We start from the raw sequence: 24,880 nt of genomic DNA, 5'->3' as shown, positions 1-24,880 counted from the left end.
AGAGCTATGACTGAACTCAACATACCAACAATGGCTGACCTCTTGGCTAGAGGGGAAACCGCTGACATGTTGTTCTGGGTGGGCTGCGCGGGCAGCTTCGACGAGCGTGCCCAGCGTATCACCCGCGATATCTGTAAAATCCTGCAACATGTGGGTATTAAATACGCCATTCTTGGCACCGAGGAAAGCTGCACCGGCGATCCCGCCAAACGGGCAGGCAATGAGTTTCTCTTTCAGATGCAAGCCATGGCAAATATCCAACTACTCGATGGTTATGAAGTAAAGAAAATTGTTACCGCCTGTCCGCATTGCTTCAACACATTGAAAAACGAGTATCCTGACTTAGGCGGCCACTATGAGGTCATCCATCACACGCAGCTGATCCAGCAATTGATTGATGAGGGCAAGCTGAAAGCGGAGGGAGGCGAATCCTTCAAGGGCCGGCGCATAACCTATCACGACCCCTGTTATCTCGGCCGGGGCAACGGGGTGTATGAAGCACCGCGTAAAGCCCTTGAAATCCTCGATGCCCAGCTCGTGGAAATGAAGCGCTGCCGCAGCAACGGGCTGTGCTGCGGCGCCGGAGGCGCACAAATGTTTAAGGAACCGGAAAAAGGTAAGAAAGACATCAATGTCGAACGCACCGAAGAGGCTCTGGAAAATCAACCCCATGTCATCGCCACCGCCTGTCCGTTTTGCATGACCATGCTGCGCGACGGTGTCAAGATCAAAGAGAAAGAACAAGAAGTGCAAGTACTGGATATTGCAGAAATCAGCGCCAAGGCAAACGGCCTGACGTAATCCGTGCCTTCGATGTCAGCATTGGTGGCCGGTGCTCAATGAACGATGCAAAACATCGTATACACCACTGCCATTGCGGTTGCGCCGATAACCAATGTCCCTGTTGTATGCAACTTATACCCCGTTTGAATATTCATGCCGGTCAGTTGCGTAAACACCCAGAAGAAACTGTCGTTTACATGCGACACAACCAATGACCCGGCACCTATGGCAACAACCACCAGTGCTTTGTCCAATTCTCCGGTAAAGCCCAGCGATCCCATCAACGGGGCGATTACCGATGCTGTGGTGACTAATGCCACGGTAGACGATCCCTGAGCGCTTTTTAAAGCCGCTGCCAGCAGAAAAGGGAGAAAAATACCGAAGCTGGAGGAAGTGAGCGCCTCACCCAGCGTAGCGGCAACACCGGAATTTTGCAATATTTTGCCAAATATGCCGCCCGCACCGGTGACGAGTATGATCGTCGCCGAATCGGTTAGGGCTTTCCCTACCCACCCCTCCGTGGACAGCATGTTCTTATCCAGCTTTTTTGGAAGCAATAAACAAAGCATGAACCCCACCATCAAGGCGATAACTGGTTCACCAAAAAAAATGAAAAACCCATTGACTCGCCCTTGCCACCCGTCGCCTCCGAGGTTAGCTGACAAGGACTTACCCACGATCAACAAAATCGGAACCACAATCGGGAGGGATGATGCGAACAGGCTGGGCACGTACGTTGGGGTCGGGGTTGCTTCCTCATCGGGTTCGTCCACCGCAATATCCACTTTCGCCGCCACCTTATGGGCAAAGAGCAACGCTGCAGCCAATGCCGCGCCTGCGGCAATCATACCAAAACCCATGACGATGCCCAAGTCTGCTTCCAATATGCCGGCAGCTGCCACGGGACCCGGTGTCGGTGGTACCAAGGCATGGGTACAGGACAGCCCCAATCCCAACGCGACCGAAGTGCCCGCCAATGACAGGCCCGCCTTTTTGGTCAACCCCTTGTTTAAGGCCGATAGCAGTACAAATGCACTGTCGGAAAAAACAGGAATGGAAACCACATAGCCAATTATGCCCATAGCCGTAATCACTCTTTTCGTCCCGATAAGCGAAAGCATTTTGTTGGCCAATACCAATGCCCCACCTGTTTTTTCAAGGAATGCGCCGATCATTACGCCGAGGACGATAATCAGCCCGATCCGGCCAATGGTACCGCCGAAGCCTTCCTGTGTCGCACTGATCACATTTGCAGCGTCCATACCACTGGCCACGCCCAGGACCAGGCTCACCAGCAACAACGCGAGAAAAGGGTGCACTTTCAGCTTGGTGATCAGCAGGACAATGGATGCAATACTCAGCAAGATGGTGATGATGGCCATGGGTCAGTAGCTTTTATGTTAGTTCTTAATTTCTATTTCAAACGGCGATGCCGGCAATCCTTCTTGGTTAGCTAAATTGGGGTTAACGGGATTATCGGCCCATGCGTAGCGGAGATAAACGGGGTCCGGTATCGCAGCATTCCATACCGCTACCTGATCACCGCATATCACTGCTTCAGCCCACACAAATTTCTTGTCCGCCCCTGCAACCGCGAATTCACCCAGCGCTTTTCCGTCGTTGGTGACTAACCCACCGCCGGTCTCGCTGAATGAAATCATGATCTTGTTCCCTTCTTTCCGGTGCGACCGGTACATCGGTCCCGATGCAACGATTTCTTCGTTATAAACCAGCTTCCGTGCCAGCAGGGCCAGGCGTTCGCCTACTTCCCTCTTCCTTCCGGGGTGGATATCATTCCATTCCCCCAAATCAATGGCTACCGCCATGGCGGTATTGGGCACAGACAACGCCTGCCGCTGCGATTCCCTTAATTCCGCCCAGGCGCTTTCTGATGGCAGGTAGTCGTACTCCATGAATCCTGGCAGCTGCACGTACAGGAAAGGCAACGATTCGTTACGCCAATGCTTGCGCCAATCGTTTATCAAAGCAGGCAACTGATGCGCATAGGCATTCGGTTGTGCCGTATTGCTTTCGCCTTGATACCACAATATCCCCCTTATGGCATAATCAGTTGCAGGCGCTACCATGGCGTTGAACAGCGCCGATGGCTGGTGCTGGATATTGATGCGACGCACCGGGTTGTCTGCGCTAACGGGCTCAAACACTTCGCCTACCTTATATTGCCAGGTACCCTTGAGGTCAATGGTATCCCGACCGGCAATGATAAAATAGGGTTTATCAGGGACAAAGCCGCCTTTGCCCCCATGGTTGGTAACCTTCACCAGAAAAGTATTCTTGCCCGCATTCAGCACTCCAGCCGGGACACGGTACCTGCGCTGCGGATACATGTACGTGGTGCTGTCTATCACGGCACCGTTGATATGCAGTACATCGGCATCCACAATACGGCCCAGGAACACGCGGGCGGGTTTACCCGCCATCGAAGCCGGAATATCTACTTCCCTGCGGTACCAGACGACGCCGTCCAGGTTCCTGACGCCCTGGTCTTCCCAGTAGCCCGGTATATTGATGCTGCGCCAGCGGCCGGCCTTCGGAACAAACGATGCACGTTTATCCGGCGTCGCTGCCGCGCGATTAATCGCATTGACGTAACCGGTATCCACCACCCCTTCGCTCGTCCACGCTTCAATAGGCGTACCGCCCACACTGGCATTAATGATCCCGATGGGTATGCCCTGCTTCTCGTAAATATCCTTCGCAAAAAAATAAGCCACAACGGAAAACGACCGTATTTTTTCGCCCACGGCGCTCTCCCACAATCCGGAGGTAAAATTACTTACCGGGCCCGATAGTTTGGCCGCCGCTGGAACCAGGAATTGCCTAATCTGCGCATGATTAGCCTCAGCGATAACTGATGCATAGGTGACATCATGAAGGTTCAACATGTGCACCATGTTACTTTGCCCACTGCAAAACCACACATCGCCGAGCAGAATATTACGGAGAACAATCTCGTTTTCTCCAATTATGGTCATGGTGTACGGGCCTCCGGCTTCCATCGGCGGCAGCGTAGTACGCCAATTCCCGCCGGCATCGGCAGTCATACGATACGTCTTGCCCGCAAATTCCAGCTTGATGGCCTCACCAGGAGACGCCCACCCCCAGATCTTTAGGTCCGCTCCCCGCTGCAAGACCATCCCATCGCTGATCAAGCGGGGCAATTTCACATCCGCTAAACCCGGCAAACATGCCGCGCATAAGAAAGACATGGCAAGTATTCGCATCATCGCTATTCGTTGCTGCATAGACGGCCCTATTCATTGGTCTGCTGCCAAAGTTAATGAAAACAATAAAAGACGTGGCGTTCTTTTTAGAAAACGTTAAGCGCACCTGGCATTAACGCCTGTCCATCCGATGGTACGGATCAATGGTCCGGATATCACCGATCTCATCATAGGTCAATTCAGTCACTTTCATCGAGCGCAGGTGCGTTATACCTTCGGAAAGGCTCGAATCATGGTAGAAGAGGTACCATTTTCCGGCGAACTCCACAATCGAATGGTGTGAGGTCCAACCCACAACGGGGTTGAGTATCCTGCCCCGATACGTAAATGGCCCATAAGCATTGTCACCAACGGCATAGCAGATATAGTGCGTATCGCCCGTGGAGTACGAGAAATAATACTTGCCGTTGTACCGATGTACCCAGGGCGCTTCAAAAAACCGCCGTTCGGTGTCGCCTTGTCGTAGAGGTATGCCGTTTTCATCCAGCAGGATGACATCTTTCGGTTCTTCGGCAAATCCGAGTAAGTCATCGCTTAGTTTGGCCACCTTAGCACACAACGCCGGTTCGTCGGCTGCGGGCAGGTGGACAAACGGGCCGTCGCCTTCCCGATTGAATGTACCGGTGCGCCAGCGCTGCAATTGTCCACCCCATATTCCACCGAAGTACATGTAGTAATCCACCTCATTGTCTTTGAACACCGCCGGGTCAATGGAAAAGCTGTTTTTTATCGCCTGGGGCTGGGGGATAAACGGGCCGGCAGGCGAGCCGCTTGTCGCCACGCCGATGCGAAAAATGCCTTTAAAATCTTTCGCAGGGAAAAACAAATAGTAGCTTCCATCTTTTTCGGTCGCATCAGGAGCCCAAAGCTGCTTTTCTGCCCAGGGCACGTCCCGTATGTGCAGGACCGGGCCATGATCCACCACTTCCGCCTCGGGGTGTTCCATCGAAAACACGTGGTAATCTTCCATCGCGAAATGGCTCCCCAGATCATCGAACGGTACACCCGCATCGATGTCGTGCGAGGGATAGATGTAAATTCTCCCTTCGAATACATGAGCAGACGGATCAGCCGTAAAAAGGTGGGTGACCAGCGGCTTTGAGACCGCCTTCGCGTTTAATTCGTTAAAATCAATGTGATCAATCGGCTTTTCGGGCATGGCAAATTAAAAGTTAGTACTTGGTTAAGCTATACGCGTCTCCGTTGGTAAAGGTCAGCTTCTATACGCGCTTCCGTTTTCTTGTTAATTTCATAGAAAAAAAGCAGCCCGGCTCCTATTAGAAAAGGGATGGCAGGAAAAACACTTACCAGCAGCTTGGTACCATGAATGGCCGAGGCGGGTTGCGCCAGGTCACTGTTCGGTATGTAATGATAGCGGCCCAGTATCCAGGCCAGCAATGAGCTGCCAAGGCTAAGCCCCACTTTCAGTCCGACCATCATTGCCGAAAAGATAATGGCAGTGGCGCGGCGGTCGTTTTTCCATTCGCTGAAATCTGCCACGTCAGCTATCATGGCCCAGAGGAGCGGTATGGTGATCCCATAGAAAAAACCATGCAGCATCTGCGAACCAAACATCAGCCCCACCGCTTGCGGAGGAAAAAGATAAAAAAGAAGTAAAAACAGCGTTGAGACAAATAACGCGATGCCAAACACGTCCCGCTTGCCATACCGATCAGCCAAGCCCTTAGACAGGGTGATGCCAACAATAATAAAGATAATACCCCCTGCATTAAATAAGCCGAATCCGGCTGAAGCAGGGTCCTCTCCGAAAAAGTTCAAACCGAGCTTTGAAAGGCCGTCGGTAATGGGGCCGACAAGGGTGGCCAAGCTTCCTACATCCACATAGTTCTTGAAGTAATACACGTATGCACCGCCTTTCATGGCGAGTGTGACAAAAACCAATGTTGTCAGCACTAACAGGATAATCCAGGGCTTGCTCCGGAACAGGTCGCCCAAGTCCTCTCTCACGCTTGATTTCTGCTGCGGTTTCGGCACAACCCGTTCCCTGGTGGCAAAAAACGTAATCAACAGCATACCCGTGCCGATTAATGCCAGCCAAGTCATCACTTTCTCAATCCCGACCGCTCTATCGCCATCACCGGTAGTTTCGATGATGGGCAACATAAACACCTGCACGAAAAACTGAGCGAACATCACCGCAACAAAACGGTAAGCCGACAGGCTGTTCCGTTCCTTCATGTCGCCCGTGACGACACCGCTCAATGCCGAATACGGCAGGTTATTGGCCGCATACAGCAGCAACAACAATGTGTAGGTGACCACCGCATAAATCAGCTTACCCTTGTATGAAAATTCAGGTGTGCTGAACGCCAGCAGCGCAACCACGCCGAGGGGAACAGCCGTCCACAGAATCCACGGCCGGAATTTGCCCCACCGCGACTCGGTGCGGTCAGCCAATGCACCCACGATAGGATTAAATGCAAAAGCCGCCACCAACCCCACGGTCAGCATAACGGCGGAAGCGTGATCTGTGCTAAGTCCGTATATATCGGTATAGAAATAAGCAAGGTAAGTAATCAATGTCTGAAATACCAAGTTGGCGGCTAAATCCCCTAAGCTGTAACCAACTTTTTCAGCTACCGATAACTTTTCGCGCCGGGCCTGCTGTTGCTGCACTTCTACTTCTAACATGGCTATTGAGCTGAGTTGTTCTTAAGCGCAATAATTTTGTGAAATGCTTCTTTGGGCCGGTTGTTTCGGTCAAAGAGCAGGGGATAATTCGTCCTTCCGGCTATAGGCCAGTAATTCAGCCAAGACTGTCCGTCGTTTACGCCCCAGAACGTCACCCTGCTGATCTTGTCATTGTGTTTCAAAAAGAGCTCAAAAAGAGCTTCATAATCCCTGGCCAGCTGCTGTTCAACGCTGTCTGGCAGCCCCCACGCATAAGGATTCAGCGTGGAATCGACAACTGCCATACGTCGGTTAACATCGGCACCCCGAAAATTGCGCGGCAGCACCTCGAGGTCAAGTTCAGTGATCATCACCTTTACACCCAGGGCAGCATAAGCCTCAATGCTCTCCTCGATTTCATCAAACGGCACGCGGCCAGCATGCCAATGACCTTGTATGCCCACACCATCAATGCGCGCGCCGGCTTCCTGAAGCTGTTTAATAAGCGCAATGCACCCTTCACGTTTTGCGGGCTGCTCGTTGTTGTAGTCGTTGTAGTACAACTCGACGTTCGGTGCGGCCCGTTCCGCCAGTTTAAACGCATCTACCAAGTATTGCGTGCCAAGGAGATTGTAAAAAATTGATTGACGGAGGCTACCATCCTCATTCAGCGCTTCGTTCACGACATCCCAGCCATCCAGCTTATCCGCATACCGTCCGGCAACCGTACTGATGTGGTGTTGCATAAATTGGCGAAGAGAGTCTGCACTGGTGATCTGCTTGACAAACGGTGGAAGCTGGCTGTGCCAGATCAAGGTATGGCCCACCATGTGCATGTTACTTTTCCGGCCATATTCCACAAACCTGTCGGCAGCGTCAAAGTCAAACCGATCCCATTCGGGGTGAATGACTTCGACTTTCATGATGTTCTCTGCTGTGATCGCATTGAACTGCTGCCTGATCAGGGAATCGGTAGACGCATCCGCTTCGTTGATTTGTTGAACATTTAATGCTGTTCCAATAAGAAAGTCATCACGGTATACCTGACTGAGCGTGTTGGCGGGTTTCCGCTGATGTATGCCATCGCCGCAACCAATAAACAAAAGCAATCCCGAAGCCACGGATAGCCACAAGCACATGAACAGTTTCATTGTCATTTATTTTCGATATAACTACTTCCTAAGTTCTTAGCTAACCAATTCGTCGCAATATAAATCCATTCCGGTGGTAATGTGTGTCCGCTATCAAAAAACACTAGCTTTTTGTTAGGACACGCGATCAGGTTGTGAAGCTGTCGCGCCAATGGGACGGAGTAATTTCTTTCATCTTTTTCTCCCATCAACATGAGAAGCGGGGTTTCACTAATATAGGGTGCAAAATTGAGTACTCCGGTTGGCAAGTACGGCACGTCAACAATCGGGGAAACACACGAAACAGCAGCATCAATACGAGCATCTACAGCACTGAGAATAAACGTCATTACGCCGCCCATACTATTGCCAATCATTCCTACCTTTGAAGCATCCACGTCCTCACGGGTTGCCAGATAATCCAACGCTCGCCGATAGTCGATCACCGACTGTATCATCATATCTCTGAAACACACGAACCACTCGTTTTCGAGAATAGCCACGGGGGATTCAAAAGGATTGTTTCCCGAACGTTCTCCATGAAATTCAGCATCCAGGGTGAGCACAGCGTAACCTGACGCAAGAAGTTGCTCGGTAAGCTTTCCCAATGTGGTATTGGGTTCCCACCAATTTTCCTTCGAGCCCGTGAGCCCATGCAGTAAAAGCACAATGGGGTATGGATGGCTTCTGTTTCGGGGCAATGCCAAATATCCGGGCACCTGACCGCTGTGACCTTCAAAGCTAAATTTTTCCCTGACATAATCCGCTTTTTCGATGCGCTCTATGACATTTATCGCTAAGCGCCGGGAAGCGTCATAGTCATAAAACTGACATAGCACCTGAAACGCTTCAGAGCCAGCAACGGCTATCCCATCGACAGCAGACCTCTGTGCGTTCGAGGTGTGGAAGGCAAGGATAGCCGCCAGAAAAACGGCTATCCTTCCACATGTAGCGACTGCGGTTCTCACGGCCGGTTCTGTTAGTTATTATACCCCGGGTTCTGATAAGCTTGCTTTTCTGAGAAGCTCATTTCCAGCGCATCAATCTGGTCGCGCGGTATGGGGCGCAGGTAGAGATGCGGCTGAATAGAACGAGTGAAAGTCTGCGGGGTGTGGTCTCCGAAGTTAGGACCACATATCTCGTACGTGCCAGCAAGCTCGTTCCACTTCTGCGTCCGTATCAAATCAAACCAGCGATACCCTTCGCCGAAATACTCACGTGAACGTTCGGCCAATATATAATTGATATCTATCGTTGCCGGCGTGGCAGCGACCATTGCCGCGCTGTTATCTTCAATTTTCTCTACATTGCCGTTATTGTGCCAACGCCACTTGCCGGCGCGTGCCCGAATCACATTAATGAGGTCGCGTGCACTTTTGCCCCCCTGCGTGGCGGCCCCTTTTACCGCGGCCTCAGCCGCTACAAAGTAGAGTTCGGAAAACTTAGCTATTTTAAAGGGACGAGTTAAGTTGGCGTTCGGTTGTCCGAGTCCGTTGCCATTATCTGTACGATACGTACCTATTTTCCAGAGATTCGGATAAACCCTCCGACCTATGCCACGGGGTGTTATCACGAAATCTGACCGGCCCGGCAATACGCCCGCCCCCACATTGGGATAGGCTTTGCCCGGGAAACTTCCGCCTTCAGGGTATACAATGTTCGCCGCTTCCGATTCGTCGTCAAGGAACGTCAGTATCGGGTCACCTGGAGAAACTGGCAAGTCATTGGCGTTGTATAAAACGGGGCTAGTGTTTCCCGCTTTATCCCAGTTGCCACGGTAAACAGTGGCAAAAGTACCATCGTAACGTGAATCAAGGGTTTTGTCGGCAAAGGTGTTTTCAATTGCCCCGATCGTAGGAGCCATACGTGTCCAAGGGCGTCCCAAAGACTGTGCCGCCTCACGATCAACAGCGGTTACCGCTCCGGTACCGTCAGGATTAGCTGCGCTCCGGATCTCGGTGTAGTTCCACGTCACCATCCAGGCGGCGGCATTGCCGCCAGGATCGGTACCGGCGAAGCAGTTGATACAGGTACCATTATAAAATTCGCTTTCCTGCGTGTGGTCGGCATACAGTAGCATCTCCCGGTTACGGTCATTGCCGCCTACATGCAGGTCATAAAATGTTTCTTCCAACGCAAACGGGCCGGGGTCGTCAATAGCCCGTGTAGCAATATCATAAGCCTGCTGAAAATACCATTGGGCGTCACGCCCATCGGGATCAATGCGGGGCGTTTCCGGATAAGTAGGAATGTTGTTGGGATTTTCCAGCCACCAAGCATAGGTAAGATAAGCTTTTGCCAGGTACAGACGGGCGAGCGTTTTGGTGGCCCCGCCGGTTACGCGCCCCACTACAGGCAGATCATCTATCGCAATCAGCAGGTCGGGGAATATCGCTTTGGTGTATACTTCTGGTACGGTGTTGCGCACAGACGTGGTGGTCGCACTGGTATTAAACGCCAGCTCTCCCGCGCCCAAATCCAACGGCACCCCGCCAAATGTCTGCACCAGCAAGAAGTAGTCAAAGGCACGGAAGAACCGGGCTTCGGCAATCAGCGCAGCGGAAATTCCGGCGGCTTCTGCGTTTTGTATAACACCGCTGGCGGTGTTGATGTTATTGAAACAAACTCCCCAAATAACGTCCGAACGGCTATTACCGGCGTCAATCACTCCCCTGCCAGTGTGATCCATCACGTGGAAGTTACCGTCGGCCGACTGCCCGTAAGTATATTCATCCGTACCGGTTTCCAGGGTGTTATAGTAGTAGGGTTGACCATAAATCCAGCGCAGGTGAGCATACATGGACGTCAATCCGCCCTGAACCCCCCGTTCTGTCTGGAAAAACCCGGGTTCAAAGATATGGCGCGGCTGCTCTTCCAAGATCTTGGAGCACGATACCAAGAGCAACGTCAATACCGTTATTGCGAGACCAGAATTCATATGTATCCGTTTCATCGTTTTATCATTTAAAATGTAAGGTTAACACCGATCAAGTAGTTACGCGTAGCAGGCGTGTTTGTGCCCAGCGTTGTAATGCGTCTTAAGTTATCAGATAAATTGACGGCAGCGTTTTCGTTTCCAAAAGAGTTTGGCTCTGGATCCATGCCTGATTCCTTGTGATAGGGCGAGAATAGCACAAACGGGTTTTGGGCGGTAACATACAACCGCAGATTGACACCCGAGCGCCGGAGTTGACTGAAATCGTACCCCAGTGTAAGGGTGCGTATCTTGAGGAACGAGGCGTTGAAATACCCCATGGTGCTCATGTATTTCAGGTTGTCACCGCTTCTGGGTCCCTCAGGGTTGGGATACTTTGCACCTGTATTATCCGGCGTCCAATAGTCCACCTTAATGTTACCATTACGCCCGTTCAGCAAGTTCAGGTATCCGTTTGATCCATAAATGGAGCTGTTGAGGATACCGCCGCTTTTGAAGAGGCCCACGGCGCTGAGATCAAACCCTTTGTATGCCACCCGGGTATTAAACCCACCCTGGAAATTCGGTTGCATGTCAATCGGCACCCGATCATAGTCACCATTGATGGCGCGCGTGGGTACCCCGTTCTCGTCATAGTCCCCAAAATACTCCACTTTGATCATACCCAGCGTATTCTCATCTGGTTCGAGAATATTTCGATGCGGGTCGCCCTCCTGCCAAAGCCCAATACGCTTGAAGTCATAGATCACGTCGATGGGATGTCCTACAAACCACCAGTTGCTTTCATTCCGGTCCAACCCGGACGCCAGCGACACCAGCAGGTTGCGGTTGGCGTACAGGTTGACACCGGCTTCCCATGTCCAACCATTGCGGTTGTCCAGAATTGTGCCGTTGAGTGCAAGTTCAATACCCTTGTTTTGGGTCCGACCAACATTCTCTGTTATGGAATTTACGCCCGATGACGGCGGCAATCCCTTGTTCAGCAGCAGATCCTTGGTTTTGGTGATGTAGTATTCGACCGTGCCCGACAGGCGGTGGTTTAGCAGGGAAAAGTCCAGGCCAAAGTTAGCCGTGTTAGAGAATTCCCATCCCAAGTGGGGGCTGGGAAGCTGGTTTACAAAGTACCCGACTGCAAAGTCACTCCCGAAATTGTATGGCCGGGTACTTAAGGCCCCAAGTGTTGAGTAGGTAGCGACGGCCTGGTTAGAGGTCTGCCCCCAGCCCACACGAAGCTTCAGCATATTGATTTGCGGAATGCCCTGCATGAACGATTCCTGCGCAATGTTCCATCCTGCGGATAAAGCGGGATAGGTATGCCACTTGTGTCCCGTAGCGAGCCTCGATGAACCGTCGGAACGCAGCGTAGCGGTCAGCATATACCGGTTGTCATAGGAGTACATCACGCGCCCCATATAGGACATCAAGCCCCATACTTCATACCACTGGTCACCGGGAGGAACTGTTATTTCGCCGTTCGCATGTCCCAGGTTGTAAAACCGGAAGTGGTCGGAAGGGATATCCGTGGCGGCCATGCGCGACCTGTTCATCTTATTCTGCTCGGCCGAATACAGGGCTACCACATTGATATCGTGCTTACCGGCAAATGTGCGGTCGTAAGTCAGCAAATTTTCCACAAGCCAATGGTAAGTGTGCTGGTTGCTCACCGAAGCAGAAGATATCGTCGTGGGATTGGTGCTCGTTATGCCCTGCCCTGTATATGCGCCGCCGTTGCTCTGGCGGTAATCCAAACCAAGATTAACACGGTATTTCAATCCCTCAACCCATGGTATGCTCACCTCACCGTAAGCCGAATTAAAGCTCGCAAATGCCCTTGTTTCACTTAGCCACTGATCCCGTAAGTTTTCTACAATTTCCCGTGAATACACCCACGGTTCATCAATAGACGCCCTGACCGTCCGCCTCCACGAACCATCTTCGTTGAACGGGTTCGCGAGGGGCGATATCCTGAGCAGGTTCCCTACATTCACCTGTGTGCCTTCAGTAAAGTTATAGTTATTGTTGGTGGTGATGCCGAAACGGAAGTACTTGCCAACCCCCTGGTCAACACTGCCCCGCAGGGCATAGCGGCTGAACTGCTGGGTAGGAATTACGGCCTGGTCAAGCATGTAGCCGCCGCCGAAGTTGTAACTACCCTGTTCTGTACCGCTGGAAATGCTGACGTCATGACTCGTCATGGTAGCCGTCCGGTACAGCAGGTCCTGCCAATCGGTGTCTATATCCTCCGCTTCGTCCAGCCCATATGAGTTGTATGGTACATTCAACTGTCGGAGCTTCACCATATCAGGCCCGCTCATCATGGGGAACTTGCCGAACACCTCTTTCATGCCAGTGAAACTATTGTAGCTTACCCGCGCCTGCTGCCCCATTTGCCCCCGGTTCGTCGTTACCAAGATGACCCCATTGGCGCCACGCGAGCCGTAAATAGCCGTCGCTGAGGCATCTTTAAGAATGTCGAGGCTTTTGATATCATTGGGATTTATATCATTGATAGACCCCACGAAGGGAATGCCATCGAGCACGATAAGTGGATCATTGCTGGCCGTCAGTGACCGTGAACCACGGATGCGGATCTGCATCGTGCCGCCGGGTTGGGACGACGTCTGCGTCAGCTCCACCCCCGGCAAGCGTCCTTGCAGCGCCTGCGAGAAATTGGCTGATTGCACTTCGCGTAATACATTGCCGCTTACCGAAGCAACCGAGCCTGTTACCGCTTCCCGCCGTTGCGTACCATACCCGACCACAACGACTTCATCCAACGCACTCGTCGCGGCCAGCAACGTCACGGTAAGTTGCTGATTTGCCTGGCCCACCGTAATCCGTTGCTCCGCATACCCAATGTAGCCGAAAAGCAATACGCTGTTTGCGGGCACACGGATGGAAAACCGCCCCTCATCATCGGTAGATGTACTCGCCGTGCCGTCGGCCGTTCTTACGGAGACACCACTCAATACCTCACCGTCGTCACTTCTTACCGTACCGTAAACCTGCACATCTGCTTGCGCCATGGCAAACAACGAGTAAAAAATCAAAAGCGGCAGCAGGCCGACGCCCATGGGGCAATGTAACTGCCGCAGTAATCCCTGTTTGTATACGCTTATCATACTATAGGACTTATTGGTTATTAATTTAGTTAATTGTCAGTTATCCCGGTCAATGCTAAAACATCGATTCCAACGTTGGCATTAGACCCGTTGCACTTCACTCCTCCTGATTGTTTACATGAAATCATGGACAAGGGTTTATATCGTCTATGGACTATTGGTTATCTTCCGACGGTAAAGGTAAAAACAAAAATTTATTAATGCAACCGATTGCATAATTTTTTTTACTACCTTAGCCGAACCATTTGATTAAACCGTATTTTGCAAGCGAGATGAATGCAACTGATGACGAAAAAGAAGTAACGATATACGATATTGCGGCAGCTCTTAATATATCTGCCGCTACCGTAAGCAGGGGCTTAAAAAATCACCCGGCCATTAAGAAGGCTACCAAAGACAAAATTTTCGCCCAAGCCGAACGCATGGGATACCGGTTCAATACCTTCGCACGCAACTTGCGGGCCAAGCGCACCTATACCATCGGTGTCATTGTTCCCCGGCTCAACAGCATGTTTATGTCAAGCGTACTGGCGGGCATGGAAAAGGTGTCTAATGAAGCCGGATATGAGTTGATCATCAGCCAGTCGCTGGAAACGATGGAAAAGGAAAAGAAAAACGCGACCACCATGTTCAACAGCCGTGTAGATGGCCTGCTGGTATCACTCGCCTATACAACGACGGAGATCGACCATTTCAAACGGTTTATTGACAAAAACATCCCCTTGATTTTCTTTGACCGGGTCTTCGAGCATCCCCATTGCCCAACTATTGTGATCAACAACCGCACGGCGGCCTATGAAATGACCGAGCACCTCATCCAGCAGGGGTGCCGCCGCATCGTGCATATCGCGGGCAACCTCAATAGAAACGTGTATGCCATGCGCTTAAAGGGATACCAAGATGCCCTTGCGGACCACGGCATTCCGTTTAAGGAAGAGTGGCTCATCATCAACGACCTGGGAGCGGAAGACGGCGTACTGGCGGCTAAGCATGTGCTCACCTACGCCGAGAAGCCGGATGCGATATTTTCGGCCAACGACACGTGCGCCGTCGCCTGCATGCAAGAACTTCGGCGCAACGGCGTGCGCGTCCCGGGCGACATGCTTGTTGCCGGGTTCAATAACGACCCGATAGCAACGGTAGTCGAGCCTAACCTCACTACTATTGCGTATAAAGGACATGAGATGGGCGAAGTGGCGGCCAAAACGCTCATCAATTTACTCAACGGCGCCAACGAACAGCAAGCCGCTGCCACCATTGTGCTGCGCCATCAGCTGATCGTCAGAGACTCTACACAACAAAAAACGACTGAACATGAGAGCACTTAATTACGGCACGTTGCTTATTCTTGCGTTGAGCCTGTGCGCCGGCGAGGGCAACGCTCAATCGGGATACGGGCTGTGGCTTGGCGTTAAACCTGCTTCCGGTGAACGTTCAGCCAGTTATAAAAAGCAGCTCTCCGCGTTGCTGTTTCCCGTTACAAACGAAATGGACAGCATCGCCAAGCAAGAACTGCTGTCTGCACTGAATGGTTTGATCGGTCATACCCCGAAACAGGTAGACGCAATCCAAGAGGAGGGAACCATTTTGATAGGTACCCCTTCTACCCTCCCTCATCTGGCGCGGGAAGCTGTTGCCGCGCACCTCCCACTGATGGGCACCGAAGGATACGGCATTTACAGCATAACCGTTCTGGAAAAACCGGCTACCGTCATCCTGGCCAATACCACAAACGGAATACTATACGGCACCTATGCATTCATCGGTTTATTGCAACGCAACGAGGACATCTCCAGTTTGGCTATCACGTCCCAACCGAAGGTTGAGCTCCGCCTGCTCAACCACTGGGACAACCTCGACCGCACCGTGGAACGCGGTTACGCCGGCTTTTCGCTATGGGACTGGCACCGGCTACCCGGCTACCGCGATCCCCGCTATACCGATTATGCACGCGCCAATGCGTCCATCGGTATCAACGGCACCGTACTAAACAACGTAAACGCCAATGCGCTGATGCTGACAACCGCATATCTTGAAAAAGCCGCAGCGCTGGCAGATGTTTTTCGCCCGTACGGTATCCGCGTATACCTGTCAGCCCGTTTCAGTGCGCCCGTGGAGCTCGGCGGCCTCGAAAATGCCGACCCGCTTAATCCTGCGGTACAACGCTGGTGGGCGGATAAAGTAGCTGAAATATACGGACATATTCCTGACTTTGGGGGCTTTCTCGTAAAAGCCAACTCGGAAGGGCAGCCCGGCCCGCAGAATTACGGCCGTAGCCATGCCGATGGGGCTAACCTGTTGGCAGACGTACTCAAGCCTCATGGCGGCGTGGTCATGTGGCGTGCTTTCGTCTACGAAGATACCGAGCCTGAAGACCGCGCCAAACAAGCCTACAATGAATTCAAGCCGCTTGGCGGCACGTTCCGCGATAATGTGATCATCCAGGTTAAAAACGGCCCAATCGATTTTCAGCCAAGGGAGCCGTTTCATCCGCTTTTTGGAGCTATGCCCCGTTCGCAACTGATGACGGAGTTCCAGATTACACAGGAATACCTCGGCTTCGCTACGCACCTGGTCTACCTTGGCACGTTATTCAGCGAAACCCTGCAGGCCGATACGTATGCCGACGGACCCGGTTCAACCGTTGCCCGAATTGTAGACGGCTCGCTGAACGGACAGGCAATCACAGCCATCGCCGGCGTCGCGAATACCGGTACGGCTATAAATTGGACCGGACATCCCTTTGCACAGGCTAATTGGTATGCCTATGGACGCCTTGCATGGGACCCTGATCTGGACGCCGCCGGTATCGCCGAAGAATGGCTGCGCCTTACCTTCGGAAATGATGCATCGTTCATCAATGCGCTGTTGCCCATCATGATGCGATCGCGCGAGACGACGGTCAACTACATGACGCCACTCGGCCTTCACCACCTAATGGGTTGGGATCACCATTTTGGCCCGGGCCCATGGATCAGGGATAAGCCGCGCGCCGACTGGACATCCGTATATTATCACAATGCCAGTAAAGATGGCATCGGCTTTGACCGGACGGCCACAGGCAGCAATGCATTAAGCCAATACTCTTCTGAAGTCAGGGCGCTATTCGAAAACCCGCAAACCTGCCCTGATGAATACCTGCTCTGGTTTCACCACTTACCCTGGGACTTCCGTATGAAATCGGACGAAACACTCTGGGAAGCACTCTGCCGCCACTACTATAATGGCGTGGAAGAGGTGGCGGCAATGCAGACTGTATGGGAAGCGCAGCGGGGTAAAGTAAATGACACGATTTTTCGGGAAGTAACCGATTTGCTGGCCATGCAGCACAAGGAAGCCAAGCTGTGGCGCGATGCATGCGTGCTATACTTCCAGCAATTTTCGGACATGCCTATCCCAGAAGGGTTGGAGCCGCCGGAACATCCCCTGGAATACTACGAGCAGCTGAAATTTCACTTCGTGCCGGGCATCTGACGGGATGAGCTCTCCCGTATGAGCAGCTTGGGCTCAAGCACCAGTTTTTCCGGCCTGTGCTTATAATAATCGCCTTTTTTGAGCAGCTTAAGAAACAGACGGGCTACCTCCTCTCCCATCTCCACCGTACGCTGGTCAACCGTAGAAATGGCCGGGCTTACCAAACTGGTAAATGCTTCATTCGCAAAGCCAACAACACCGACTTCCTCCGGAATGCGTATCCCCTGCGCCTTCAGTTGCTGTACGACACCCATCGCCGTGAAGTCTTCCAGCGTGAATACCGCATCGAAAGCAATACCACGGGCCAACAGGTCCCTGACGCATTGGCGGCCAAACTCCAAAGAAAAGTCACCTTTGATGATCAGCTGTTCATCGACAGGCAGCCCGTATTGCTTGAGGGCATCGAGGTATCCCCGCAGGCGCTCGTTGAAAATGTTAATGTTCCGGTACTGGTTGATGTGCACAATGCGGCGGTACCCGGATTCGATCAGGTGCGCTGTGGCCATAAAGCCGCCATGGTAATCGTCTATGGTCACCGACGGCACGTCAAGCCCCGCCGGCACACGGTCAAAAAAGGCCAGCGGAATATTCCGGTCGCGGATCTCGGCATACCCCCCAACGGTTTCTGTCTCCAGGGAAATGGATGCGATAATCCCATCCACCCGCGAGCGGAGAAATGTTTCAATACCCTTGTTTTCCTGTTTGATAGCCTCCTGCGATTGGTAGAGCAAAATGGTATACCCATTTTCATTCATAACCCCCTCAATCCCATGCACAACCGAACTGAAGAAACTGACATCTAGCCGCGGGACCAACACGCCGATGATCCTAGTCTTGCCCGACCGCAGGGAAGAGGCCACCTTATTGGGACGATAACCCAGCCGGTCGGCGGTCTCCCGTACGGCCTGCTTGGTGGCAGCACTGATGGCCGGATGGTCATTGAGTGCACGGGCCACCGTGGAAAACGTGATGTTAAGCTCCTTTGCTATATCTAATATCGTGATTTTTTTCAAGCTGAAATGAGGTTAAATAGCTAAAGATTCCGTGGAAATCGAACAAAAATAACAATTGGCTTTGGAAATTAAAAGGATTAGCTCTACCTTTATGCCAACGTTAGCACCATCCATGGAACCTATCGAAATTAGCCATGTTACTGTTAGGTATTGATATCGGCACATCATCCATCAAAGTTTCGGTAGTGGACGCCGAAACGCAGACCAGCGTTGCTTCGGCACGCTATCCGGACGACCATGAAAACAACATTCTCTCGGTCATACCGGGATGGGCGGAGCAATCGCCCGACATGTGGTGGGAACAGGTGTCGCTGGCTATTCGCAAACTCACCGACAATGCCTCGTTCAGGACGAAGGACATCGCGGCCATCGGTATCGCCTATCAGATGCATGGTCTGGTGGTGGTTGACCGGGCGGGAAATCCCTTGCGGAACTCCATCATCTGGTGCGACAGCCGTGCCGTGGAAATCGGCGAGGAGGCGTTCCACAAAATCGGACAGGAGCACGCCTTAGCGCACCTCCTCAATTCACCTGGCAATTTCACAGCTTCCAAATGGGCCTGGGTGAAGGCGAATGAGCCCGACACCTATACCAGGGCCCACCAAATCATGCTCCCAGGCGACTACATCGGGCTCAAGCTTACCGGAGAGGCTACCACGAGCATTTCGGCGCTATCTGAAGGGGTTTTCTGGGATTTCAAAGCTAACCGGATCTCCAGCGATGTGGTCCGTTGCTTCGGGTTTGACGAGTCTATATTCCCGGCAATCAAGCCATTATTTGGCGAACATGGAACGCTGCGCAGGGAGGTAGCCGCCCAACTTGGTCTTAAACCCGGCATCCCGGTTTGCTATAAAGCGGGCGACCAACCCAACAACGCGCTGTCGCTAAATGTACTCAAACCGGGCGAAGTGGCAGCCACTGCAGGTACTTCGGGTGTGATCTATGCGGTAAGCGATCAGCTCGTATATGACCCGGCATCCCGCGTCAATACCTTCGCCCATGTAAACTACACGCCCGAAACGCCGCGAACAGGCGTTTTGCTCTGCATCAATGGGACAGGCATCCTCAACCGCTGGGTAAAGGAACATTTTGGCCATGGCCTCACTTATCCGCAAATGAACAGCCTCGGAAAAGCGGTCAGCCCCGGAAGCAACGGACTCAAAATCATGCCCTTCGGGAACGGCGCTGAGCGCATCCTTCACAACAAGATACTCGGGGCCCGATTCATTGACCTTGACTTCAATGCACACGGCCGTTCACACGTCTTTCGTGCGTCCCAGGAAGGTATTGCCTATGCCTTCCGGTACGGGCTTGACATCATCCGCGAAAACGGCATGAACCCGGAGGTAATCCGCGCCGGACAGGCCAACATGTTCCTCAGCGGGCTGTTTACGGAAATATTTGTCGATATAACCCGGGCTCCGGTAGAGCTTTATGAAAACGACGGCAGCGTTGGCGCCGCATTGGGAGCCGGTATCGGTTCGGGCATCTTTACCTCGCCGGAAGAGGCCTTCAGCCGGCTGAAGGCCGTGCGGACCGTTGAGCCCCGGGCCGCTCCGCACTACGAAGCATATTATCAGGAATGGAAACAGCTTCTCGAAGACCAATTAAGCAACGAAACTGGAACCACGTGATGAAGACGCACTGGGATTATCGCTACACCTTAATAAAGGCAACAAATATCCACAACTAACATAAAACAACATGTCAGACGTACTTATCGGAGAACGCGAATATTTTAAAGGTATTGGAAAGATCCAGTACGAAGGCCCCGAATCAGACAACCCATTGGCATACCGCTGGTATGATGCAGGCAAGGTTGTCGCCGGCAAAACCATGGAAGAACACCTGCGGTTTGCCGTCGCCTATTGGCATTCATTCAATGGCAATGGCAGCGACCCCTTCGGCGGCCCGACCTTATTTTTTCCCTGGGATGAAAGCAACGATGTCATCCAGCGCGCAAAAGACAAAATGGATGCGGCATTCGAGTTCTTTACCAAAATCGGGATGCCGTATTACTGCTTTCATGATGTCGACGTGGTGGACTACGGCGATGATGTGGGAGAAAACGAAAAGCGGCTCCAGACATTGGTAGAGTATGCCAACGGAAAACAGGCGGCCAGCGGTGTAAAGCTGCTGTGGGGCACAGCCAACCTATTCTCGCATAAGCGCTACATGAACGGTGCAGCAACCAACCCCGACTTTGCCGTCGTAGCCCACGCAGGTGCGCAGATCAAGGCGGCGCTGGATGCAACCATCGCACTCGGTGGGGAAAATTATGTTTTCTGGGGTGGCCGCGAGGGTTACATGACGCTGCTCAACACCGATATGAAACGTGAGCAGGAACACCTCGCCCGTATGCTGCACGCCGCAAGGGACTACGGCCGCGCCCAGGGCTTCAAAGGCACGTTCTTTATTGAACCTAAACCGTGTGAACCCACCAAGCACCAATATGACTACGATGCGGCTACCGTGATCAGCTTCCTACGGCAGTATGATTTGCTTGACGACTTTAAACTTAACCTCGAAGTGAATCATGCAACACTGGCGGGTCATACCTTCCAGCATGAATTGCAGGTAGCCGCTGATGCCGGCCTGCTTGGATCAATGGACGCAAACCGGGGCGATTATCAAAACGGGTGGGACACCGACCAGTTTCCGAACAACATCAACGAACTCACCGAGTGCATGCTCATCATTCTGGAAGCCGGCGGTTTCGCCGGTGGCGGGATCAATTTTGACGCCAAAATTCGCCGCAACTCAACCGATAGGGAGGACCTGTTCCACGCCCACATCGGCGGAGCGGATACCTTTGCCCGTGCGCTCATTACCGCCGACAACATCCTCCAAAAATCGGACTACCGCAAACTGCGGGCGGCACGCTATGCTTCATTTGATACTGGAAAAGGCAAGGACTTCGAGCATGGTAAGCTGACGCTTACCGATCTCCGCGATATTGCGGCGGCGTCTGGCGAACCGAAAACCATCAGCGGCAAGCAGGAGCGCTACGAGAACATCGTAAATCGGTATATATAAATAAATTATGCCCCTTTCCGCCGCTGTGGCGGAAAGGGGTTAGCAAATTATAGTATAAAAAACGTTTTCGGTTTCGCCGGCTCAGGCCAGCTCTCCTCACCAAGCAGCTGCCGGATATTGATTTCGATCGTACGTGCTATCGCCGTAACTGGAATATCGCTTGGACGGTTACGGAAAGGGTCTTGCAAATTGTAAGCGGTCTTATCTACCAAAAAGAACAGTGCTGCGATCAAGACCAGCAAAGGAATTTCAAATATGGCATGCACATCTTGTATAGCGATGGATAGCGTAATGAGAAAGAGGTAAATTGCAGCATGCAGAAACAACCGGTAGGTAACCGGGAATACGGTAGTATTAATGCGCTCTGCGCGTCCCATGGAGTCTACAAGTCGAACGAGCGTCTTATCCAACTGTACACGGCAGAAAACATCCAGCGCCCCCTGTTCGGCCAAGCTTTTGATGGACAAGGCCTGTTGCTGCACCAGTGCCAACGGCTTGTTCTGATGTTTTGAAAGCTTGGAAATATCTTCCACTCGCAGACACCCCGTGTCCCGGGTCAAGGGATTTAGGCCGCGCAACGAATCCCCCAAAGCGTAGCACCATGCTATCTGTCGGTGCCCTATTTCAGCAATGACTTCCCGGTATTCAGTACTCAGGTAGCTCTGCAACTGCACCACTAACGTCCGCGAATCGTTAACAATAGATCCCCATATCTTCCTTGCTTCCCACCACCGCTCGTAAGATTGACTCATTTTAAACGAGAGTAGTATGGAAATTGCGGTACCCAAAAACGCCGGAACGCCCAAGGGCATTTCCGGCAAACGACCAGACACAAAATAAGTTAACGCGTTGAATGATAATCCAATAGCAAACACCACACCGACTTCAAGCCTCACTTTTTTAAACATGTAGCGAAATGGTATCCCACGAGACCTTATTAGCATAACTAACAATAATTTTTGTGATACAGAAATATTCTCCACCGGTAAACAACGGTTAGCGCCCAGATGTTTTGCCAGCCGATCGCATTGCTCAGACTATTTCCAAGATGCTGACTTTTTACTATCATTGTGGCGATGCACTGTTATGGATAAACAAACACTCGTCAGCCGACTAGATCCCAAGTCGGCCAAAATGACGTCATCATACATCGCGGCATTAGCAGAAGACAAGGGATTTCCGGCTGAAGTATGGCACGATGTCTCTTATAATAACGGAAACCCTTCGGTTGCTTTCAGGGCGGCCCGGGTACTGGAACACATCGCGACACACCATCCAACCCGTTTCATTCCGATACTCAGCAGGTTCATCGAACGGTTGCCAAAACAGCGCAACCTAAGCTGCCAGCGTCATTTCACGAAGATTCTGATGCTAATTTCATCCACGAAGGCCCCATCCATATATAAGGATGCGTATGCTGGCGTCGACAGCGAACTGGTGATTGAAACAGTTTTCAGCTGGCTCATCGACCCACGCACGCCGGTGGCCGTACAGGTCAACTGCATGGACGTACTGCTCAATATATGCAGCGAAACCACCTGGATAGCGGAGGAATTACAACGACAGATTGAATTTCTCATGCGGGATGGATCGGCCGCCGTGCAAAGCCGCGGAAAGAAAGCACTCGCTAAACTGCACAAAATCAGAAACGCAGGTTAACCCCTACGGAAAACAACCCATAGCTATCGCGATTCTCATTGCCGGGATAAGTACCGCTGTATCCGTCTAAGTCATCATCCAATGAAAAGTTGAGTTGTCCGTTGACAACCAGGCTCCAGATATACGAATCAAGAAGATTAGGTTTGAGGCTATGCAACGGTATTTCAAATCCGAAGTTGGTACTCAGAATATAACTTAGTCCATGATCTCTTCCCTCATGCGCAGGTGATGTGCGCTGAACAGTTTTGCTACTTCTCTCCCACTGCATGCTATACAACACGCCGGCACCAGCACCCACATAAACACTGTTTAGTGTCCGCCTGCCAAACGATTGGCGATATTCGATGCGGCGCAAATGGTCGTCCTGTAAATATTTGATCGGTTGAAAAGTGACACCCAACACCGCGGCATGGTATAAATTAACCGTCTGTCGCAATATACCATCGATTTCCTGCTCATCTTTACCCAGCAACAGGCCTTCCTGCAACTCCAGGCCAATGCTTATCCCATGGGTGAGGAAGTAGTTGCCCTTGAGGTATACTGCAGGACCGATAATCCGTCTATCCAGATCGCCGTGCAGCTGGGTAGCCCCAAGCCCTGCGGTTGCCGAATAGCGGAAGTATGGGATGGGAGACTCACTTTCATGCTGTGCATAAATAGAATAAGGCCATAATGCGATGCAGCATAAGGCAACGATGTAGCATATTTTCATAACCGAGGTAAAGTAACGATGCGTGATCAAAGTAATCCAGTTATCAATTCGTATACCATTATAGATGGTCGTGTTCAAAAAAGTGTATTCCCTTTCGGATATCCCGTTTTTCCCAAATGGCGGTATGCCAATTCCGTGCATTCACGACCCCTCGAGGTACGCATAAGGAATCCCTCCTGGATCAGGAAAGGCTCGTAAACTTCCTCGATGGTGCCCTCGTCTTCGCCCACTGCGGTTGCAATCGTTTTGAGTCCCACAGGCCCACCTTTAAATTTGTCGATGATGGTGAGCAATATTCGGTTGTCCATTTCATCCAGTCCATGACCATCGACATTCAGGGCGTTCAGGGCATACTCGGCAATGGCGGTATCAATCTTTCCGTCGCCTTTGATCTGGGCAAAATCCCGTGTACGTCGCAGCAGCGCATTCGCGATGCGGGGGGTTCCCCGGCTCCGGCGGGCTATTTCATAAGCCCCTTCCTCGCTGATTGGTGTCCGTAAGATACTGGCCGAGCGGAGGACGATCGTCGTAAGCAACTTGGCATCGTAGTATTCCAACCGGGCGTTAATCCCGAACCTCGCCCTCAGCGGGGCGGTCAGCAGACCGGAACGCGTAGTGGCGCCGACCAGCGTAAATGGGCTGAGGGTGATCTGAACTGAACGCGCGTTGGGCCCGGTTTCCAGCATAATGTCTATCCGGAAATCTTCCATGGCAGAGTACAGGTACTCCTCGACCAACGGGCTCAGCCGGTGTATCTCGTCAATGAAGAGCACATCCCCTTCATCGAGGTTGGTCAGCAGCCCCGCGAGGTCACCCGGTTTATCCAGCACCGGACCAGAGGTGATTTTGATGCCGGACCCCATCTCATTGGCTATGATATGCGAAAGCGTAGTCTTGCCCAACCCCGGCGGGCCATGCAGCAACACATGGTCCAACGCCTCTCCCCGCAACTTGGCGGCCTGCACAAATACCTTCAAGTTAGCTAACACTTTGTGCTGGCCCGTGAAATCCTCAAATACCTGTGGACGGAGCACTTTTTCCAGCTCACGCTCGGCATTTGACAGCCTTTCGGCATTCGGATCCAAATGTTCGTTCATTTTCTCTGCTTTTTCGACAATCAGCTATCAGCTTTCGGCCAAC

The 24,880-nt window shown here is 52.1% G+C and carries 18 protein-coding genes; 6 read left to right on the top strand and 12 right to left on the bottom strand.

Going from position 1 to position 24,880, the window contains the following annotated elements; translation table 11 throughout:
* Positions 1–6: 6 nt before the first annotated feature.
* Positions 7–801 (top strand): (Fe-S)-binding protein, encoded by a 795-nt coding sequence (locus tag ACFOET_RS17330; RefSeq protein ID WP_379024973.1) that lies wholly within the window; start codon positions 7–9, stop codon positions 799–801.
* A gap of 35 nt (positions 802–836) precedes the next feature.
* Here ACFOET_RS17330 and ACFOET_RS17325 read toward each other — a convergent pair whose 3' ends face one another.
* The 8 genes from ACFOET_RS17325 to ACFOET_RS17290 form a co-directional block, all read right to left on the bottom strand.
* A complete protein-coding gene (locus ACFOET_RS17325) occupies positions 837–2,165 on the bottom strand; it encodes a GntP family permease (RefSeq protein WP_379024971.1) in 1,329 nt (442 codons plus the stop codon).
* An 18-nt stretch (positions 2,166–2,183) separates the two neighbouring features.
* Positions 2,184–4,031, bottom strand: coding sequence for a sialate O-acetylesterase (locus ACFOET_RS17320; protein WP_379024969.1), 1,848 nt, complete (start codon positions 4,029–4,031; stop codon positions 2,184–2,186).
* 109 nt (positions 4,032–4,140) lie between these two features.
* Positions 4,141–5,187, bottom strand: a complete 1,047-nt coding sequence (locus ACFOET_RS17315; protein WP_379024967.1) for a glycoside hydrolase family 43 protein — start codon at positions 5,185–5,187, stop codon at positions 4,141–4,143.
* A 29-nt stretch (positions 5,188–5,216) separates the two neighbouring features.
* On the bottom strand, positions 5,217–6,680 hold the full coding sequence (locus tag ACFOET_RS17310; protein WP_379024965.1) for an MFS transporter: 1,464 nt from the start codon (positions 6,678–6,680) through the stop codon (positions 5,217–5,219).
* Between the two features lie 2 nt (positions 6,681–6,682).
* Positions 6,683–7,816, bottom strand: coding sequence for an endo-1,4-beta-xylanase (locus tag ACFOET_RS17305; RefSeq protein ID WP_379024963.1), 1,134 nt, complete (start codon positions 7,814–7,816; stop codon positions 6,683–6,685).
* Positions 7,813–8,757: an alpha/beta hydrolase family protein gene (locus ACFOET_RS17300; protein ID WP_379024961.1), complete on the bottom strand. Its 945-nt coding sequence runs from the start codon at positions 8,755–8,757 to the stop codon at positions 7,813–7,815. Before ACFOET_RS17300 ends, ACFOET_RS17305 begins: the two co-directional genes overlap by 4 nt.
* 11 nt (positions 8,758–8,768) lie before the next feature.
* Positions 8,769–10,742 (bottom strand): RagB/SusD family nutrient uptake outer membrane protein, encoded by a 1,974-nt coding sequence (locus tag ACFOET_RS17295; RefSeq protein ID WP_379024959.1) that lies wholly within the window; start codon positions 10,740–10,742, stop codon positions 8,769–8,771.
* An 11-nt stretch (positions 10,743–10,753) separates the two neighbouring features.
* A complete protein-coding gene (locus tag ACFOET_RS17290; protein WP_379024957.1) occupies positions 10,754–13,846 on the bottom strand; it encodes a SusC/RagA family TonB-linked outer membrane protein in 3,093 nt (1,030 codons plus the stop codon).
* A gap of 272 nt (positions 13,847–14,118) precedes the next feature.
* On the opposite strand from ACFOET_RS17290, the gene ACFOET_RS17285 reads away from it, so the two are divergent.
* Positions 14,119–15,174, top strand: a complete 1,056-nt coding sequence (locus ACFOET_RS17285; protein WP_379024955.1) for a LacI family DNA-binding transcriptional regulator — start codon at positions 14,119–14,121, stop codon at positions 15,172–15,174.
* Positions 15,161–17,320 carry an alpha-glucuronidase family glycosyl hydrolase gene (locus ACFOET_RS17280; RefSeq protein WP_379024953.1) on the top strand — a complete coding sequence of 720 codons (2,160 nt, stop codon included), beginning with the start codon at positions 15,161–15,163 and terminating at the stop codon, positions 17,318–17,320. The genes ACFOET_RS17285 and ACFOET_RS17280 overlap by 14 nt, the downstream gene beginning before the upstream one ends.
* Here the strand turns inward: ACFOET_RS17280 and ACFOET_RS17275 are convergent.
* Positions 17,299–18,333 (bottom strand): LacI family DNA-binding transcriptional regulator, encoded by a 1,035-nt coding sequence (locus tag ACFOET_RS17275; RefSeq protein WP_379024951.1) that lies wholly within the window; start codon positions 18,331–18,333, stop codon positions 17,299–17,301. The genes ACFOET_RS17280 and ACFOET_RS17275 overlap by 22 nt on opposite strands.
* A gap of 134 nt (positions 18,334–18,467) precedes the next feature.
* On the opposite strand from ACFOET_RS17275, the gene ACFOET_RS17270 reads away from it, so the two are divergent.
* Positions 18,468–19,967, top strand: a complete 1,500-nt coding sequence (locus ACFOET_RS17270) for a xylulokinase (protein ID WP_379024949.1) — start codon at positions 18,468–18,470, stop codon at positions 19,965–19,967.
* Between the two features lie 70 nt (positions 19,968–20,037).
* Entirely contained in the window at positions 20,038–21,369 is a 1,332-nt protein-coding gene (gene xylA / locus ACFOET_RS17265) for a xylose isomerase (RefSeq protein WP_379024947.1), read from the top strand.
* 47 nt (positions 21,370–21,416) lie between these two features.
* Here xylA and ACFOET_RS17260 read toward each other — a convergent pair whose 3' ends face one another.
* Positions 21,417–22,277: a bestrophin family protein gene (locus ACFOET_RS17260; protein ID WP_379024945.1), complete on the bottom strand. Its 861-nt coding sequence runs from the start codon at positions 22,275–22,277 to the stop codon at positions 21,417–21,419.
* 178 nt (positions 22,278–22,455) lie between these two features.
* Between ACFOET_RS17260 and ACFOET_RS17255 the strand changes: the two genes are divergently transcribed.
* The gene (locus ACFOET_RS17255) at positions 22,456–23,028 is read left to right on the top strand and encodes a hypothetical protein (RefSeq protein ID WP_379024943.1); all 573 of its coding nucleotides are present in this window, start codon (positions 22,456–22,458) and stop codon (positions 23,026–23,028) included.
* On the opposite strand, the gene ACFOET_RS17250 is transcribed toward ACFOET_RS17255, so the two are convergent.
* Together ACFOET_RS17250 and ruvB are read right to left on the bottom strand one after the other, a co-directional pair.
* Positions 23,012–23,740, bottom strand: a complete 729-nt coding sequence (locus ACFOET_RS17250; protein WP_379024941.1) for a hypothetical protein — start codon at positions 23,738–23,740, stop codon at positions 23,012–23,014. The genes ACFOET_RS17255 and ACFOET_RS17250 overlap by 17 nt on opposite strands.
* 74 nt (positions 23,741–23,814) lie before the next feature.
* On the bottom strand, positions 23,815–24,837 hold the full coding sequence (ruvB, locus tag ACFOET_RS17245) for a Holliday junction branch migration DNA helicase RuvB (protein ID WP_379024939.1): 1,023 nt from the start codon (positions 24,835–24,837) through the stop codon (positions 23,815–23,817).
* Positions 24,838–24,880: the final 43 nt, after the last annotated feature.

This window comes from Parapedobacter deserti, from assembly GCF_042646065.1.
In the GTDB taxonomy this organism is placed as follows: Bacteria; Bacteroidota; Bacteroidia; order Sphingobacteriales; family Sphingobacteriaceae; genus Parapedobacter; species Parapedobacter deserti.
The sequence above is the reverse complement of the archived record's forward strand: the minus strand, read 5'-3'. Positions and strand labels throughout refer to the sequence as shown.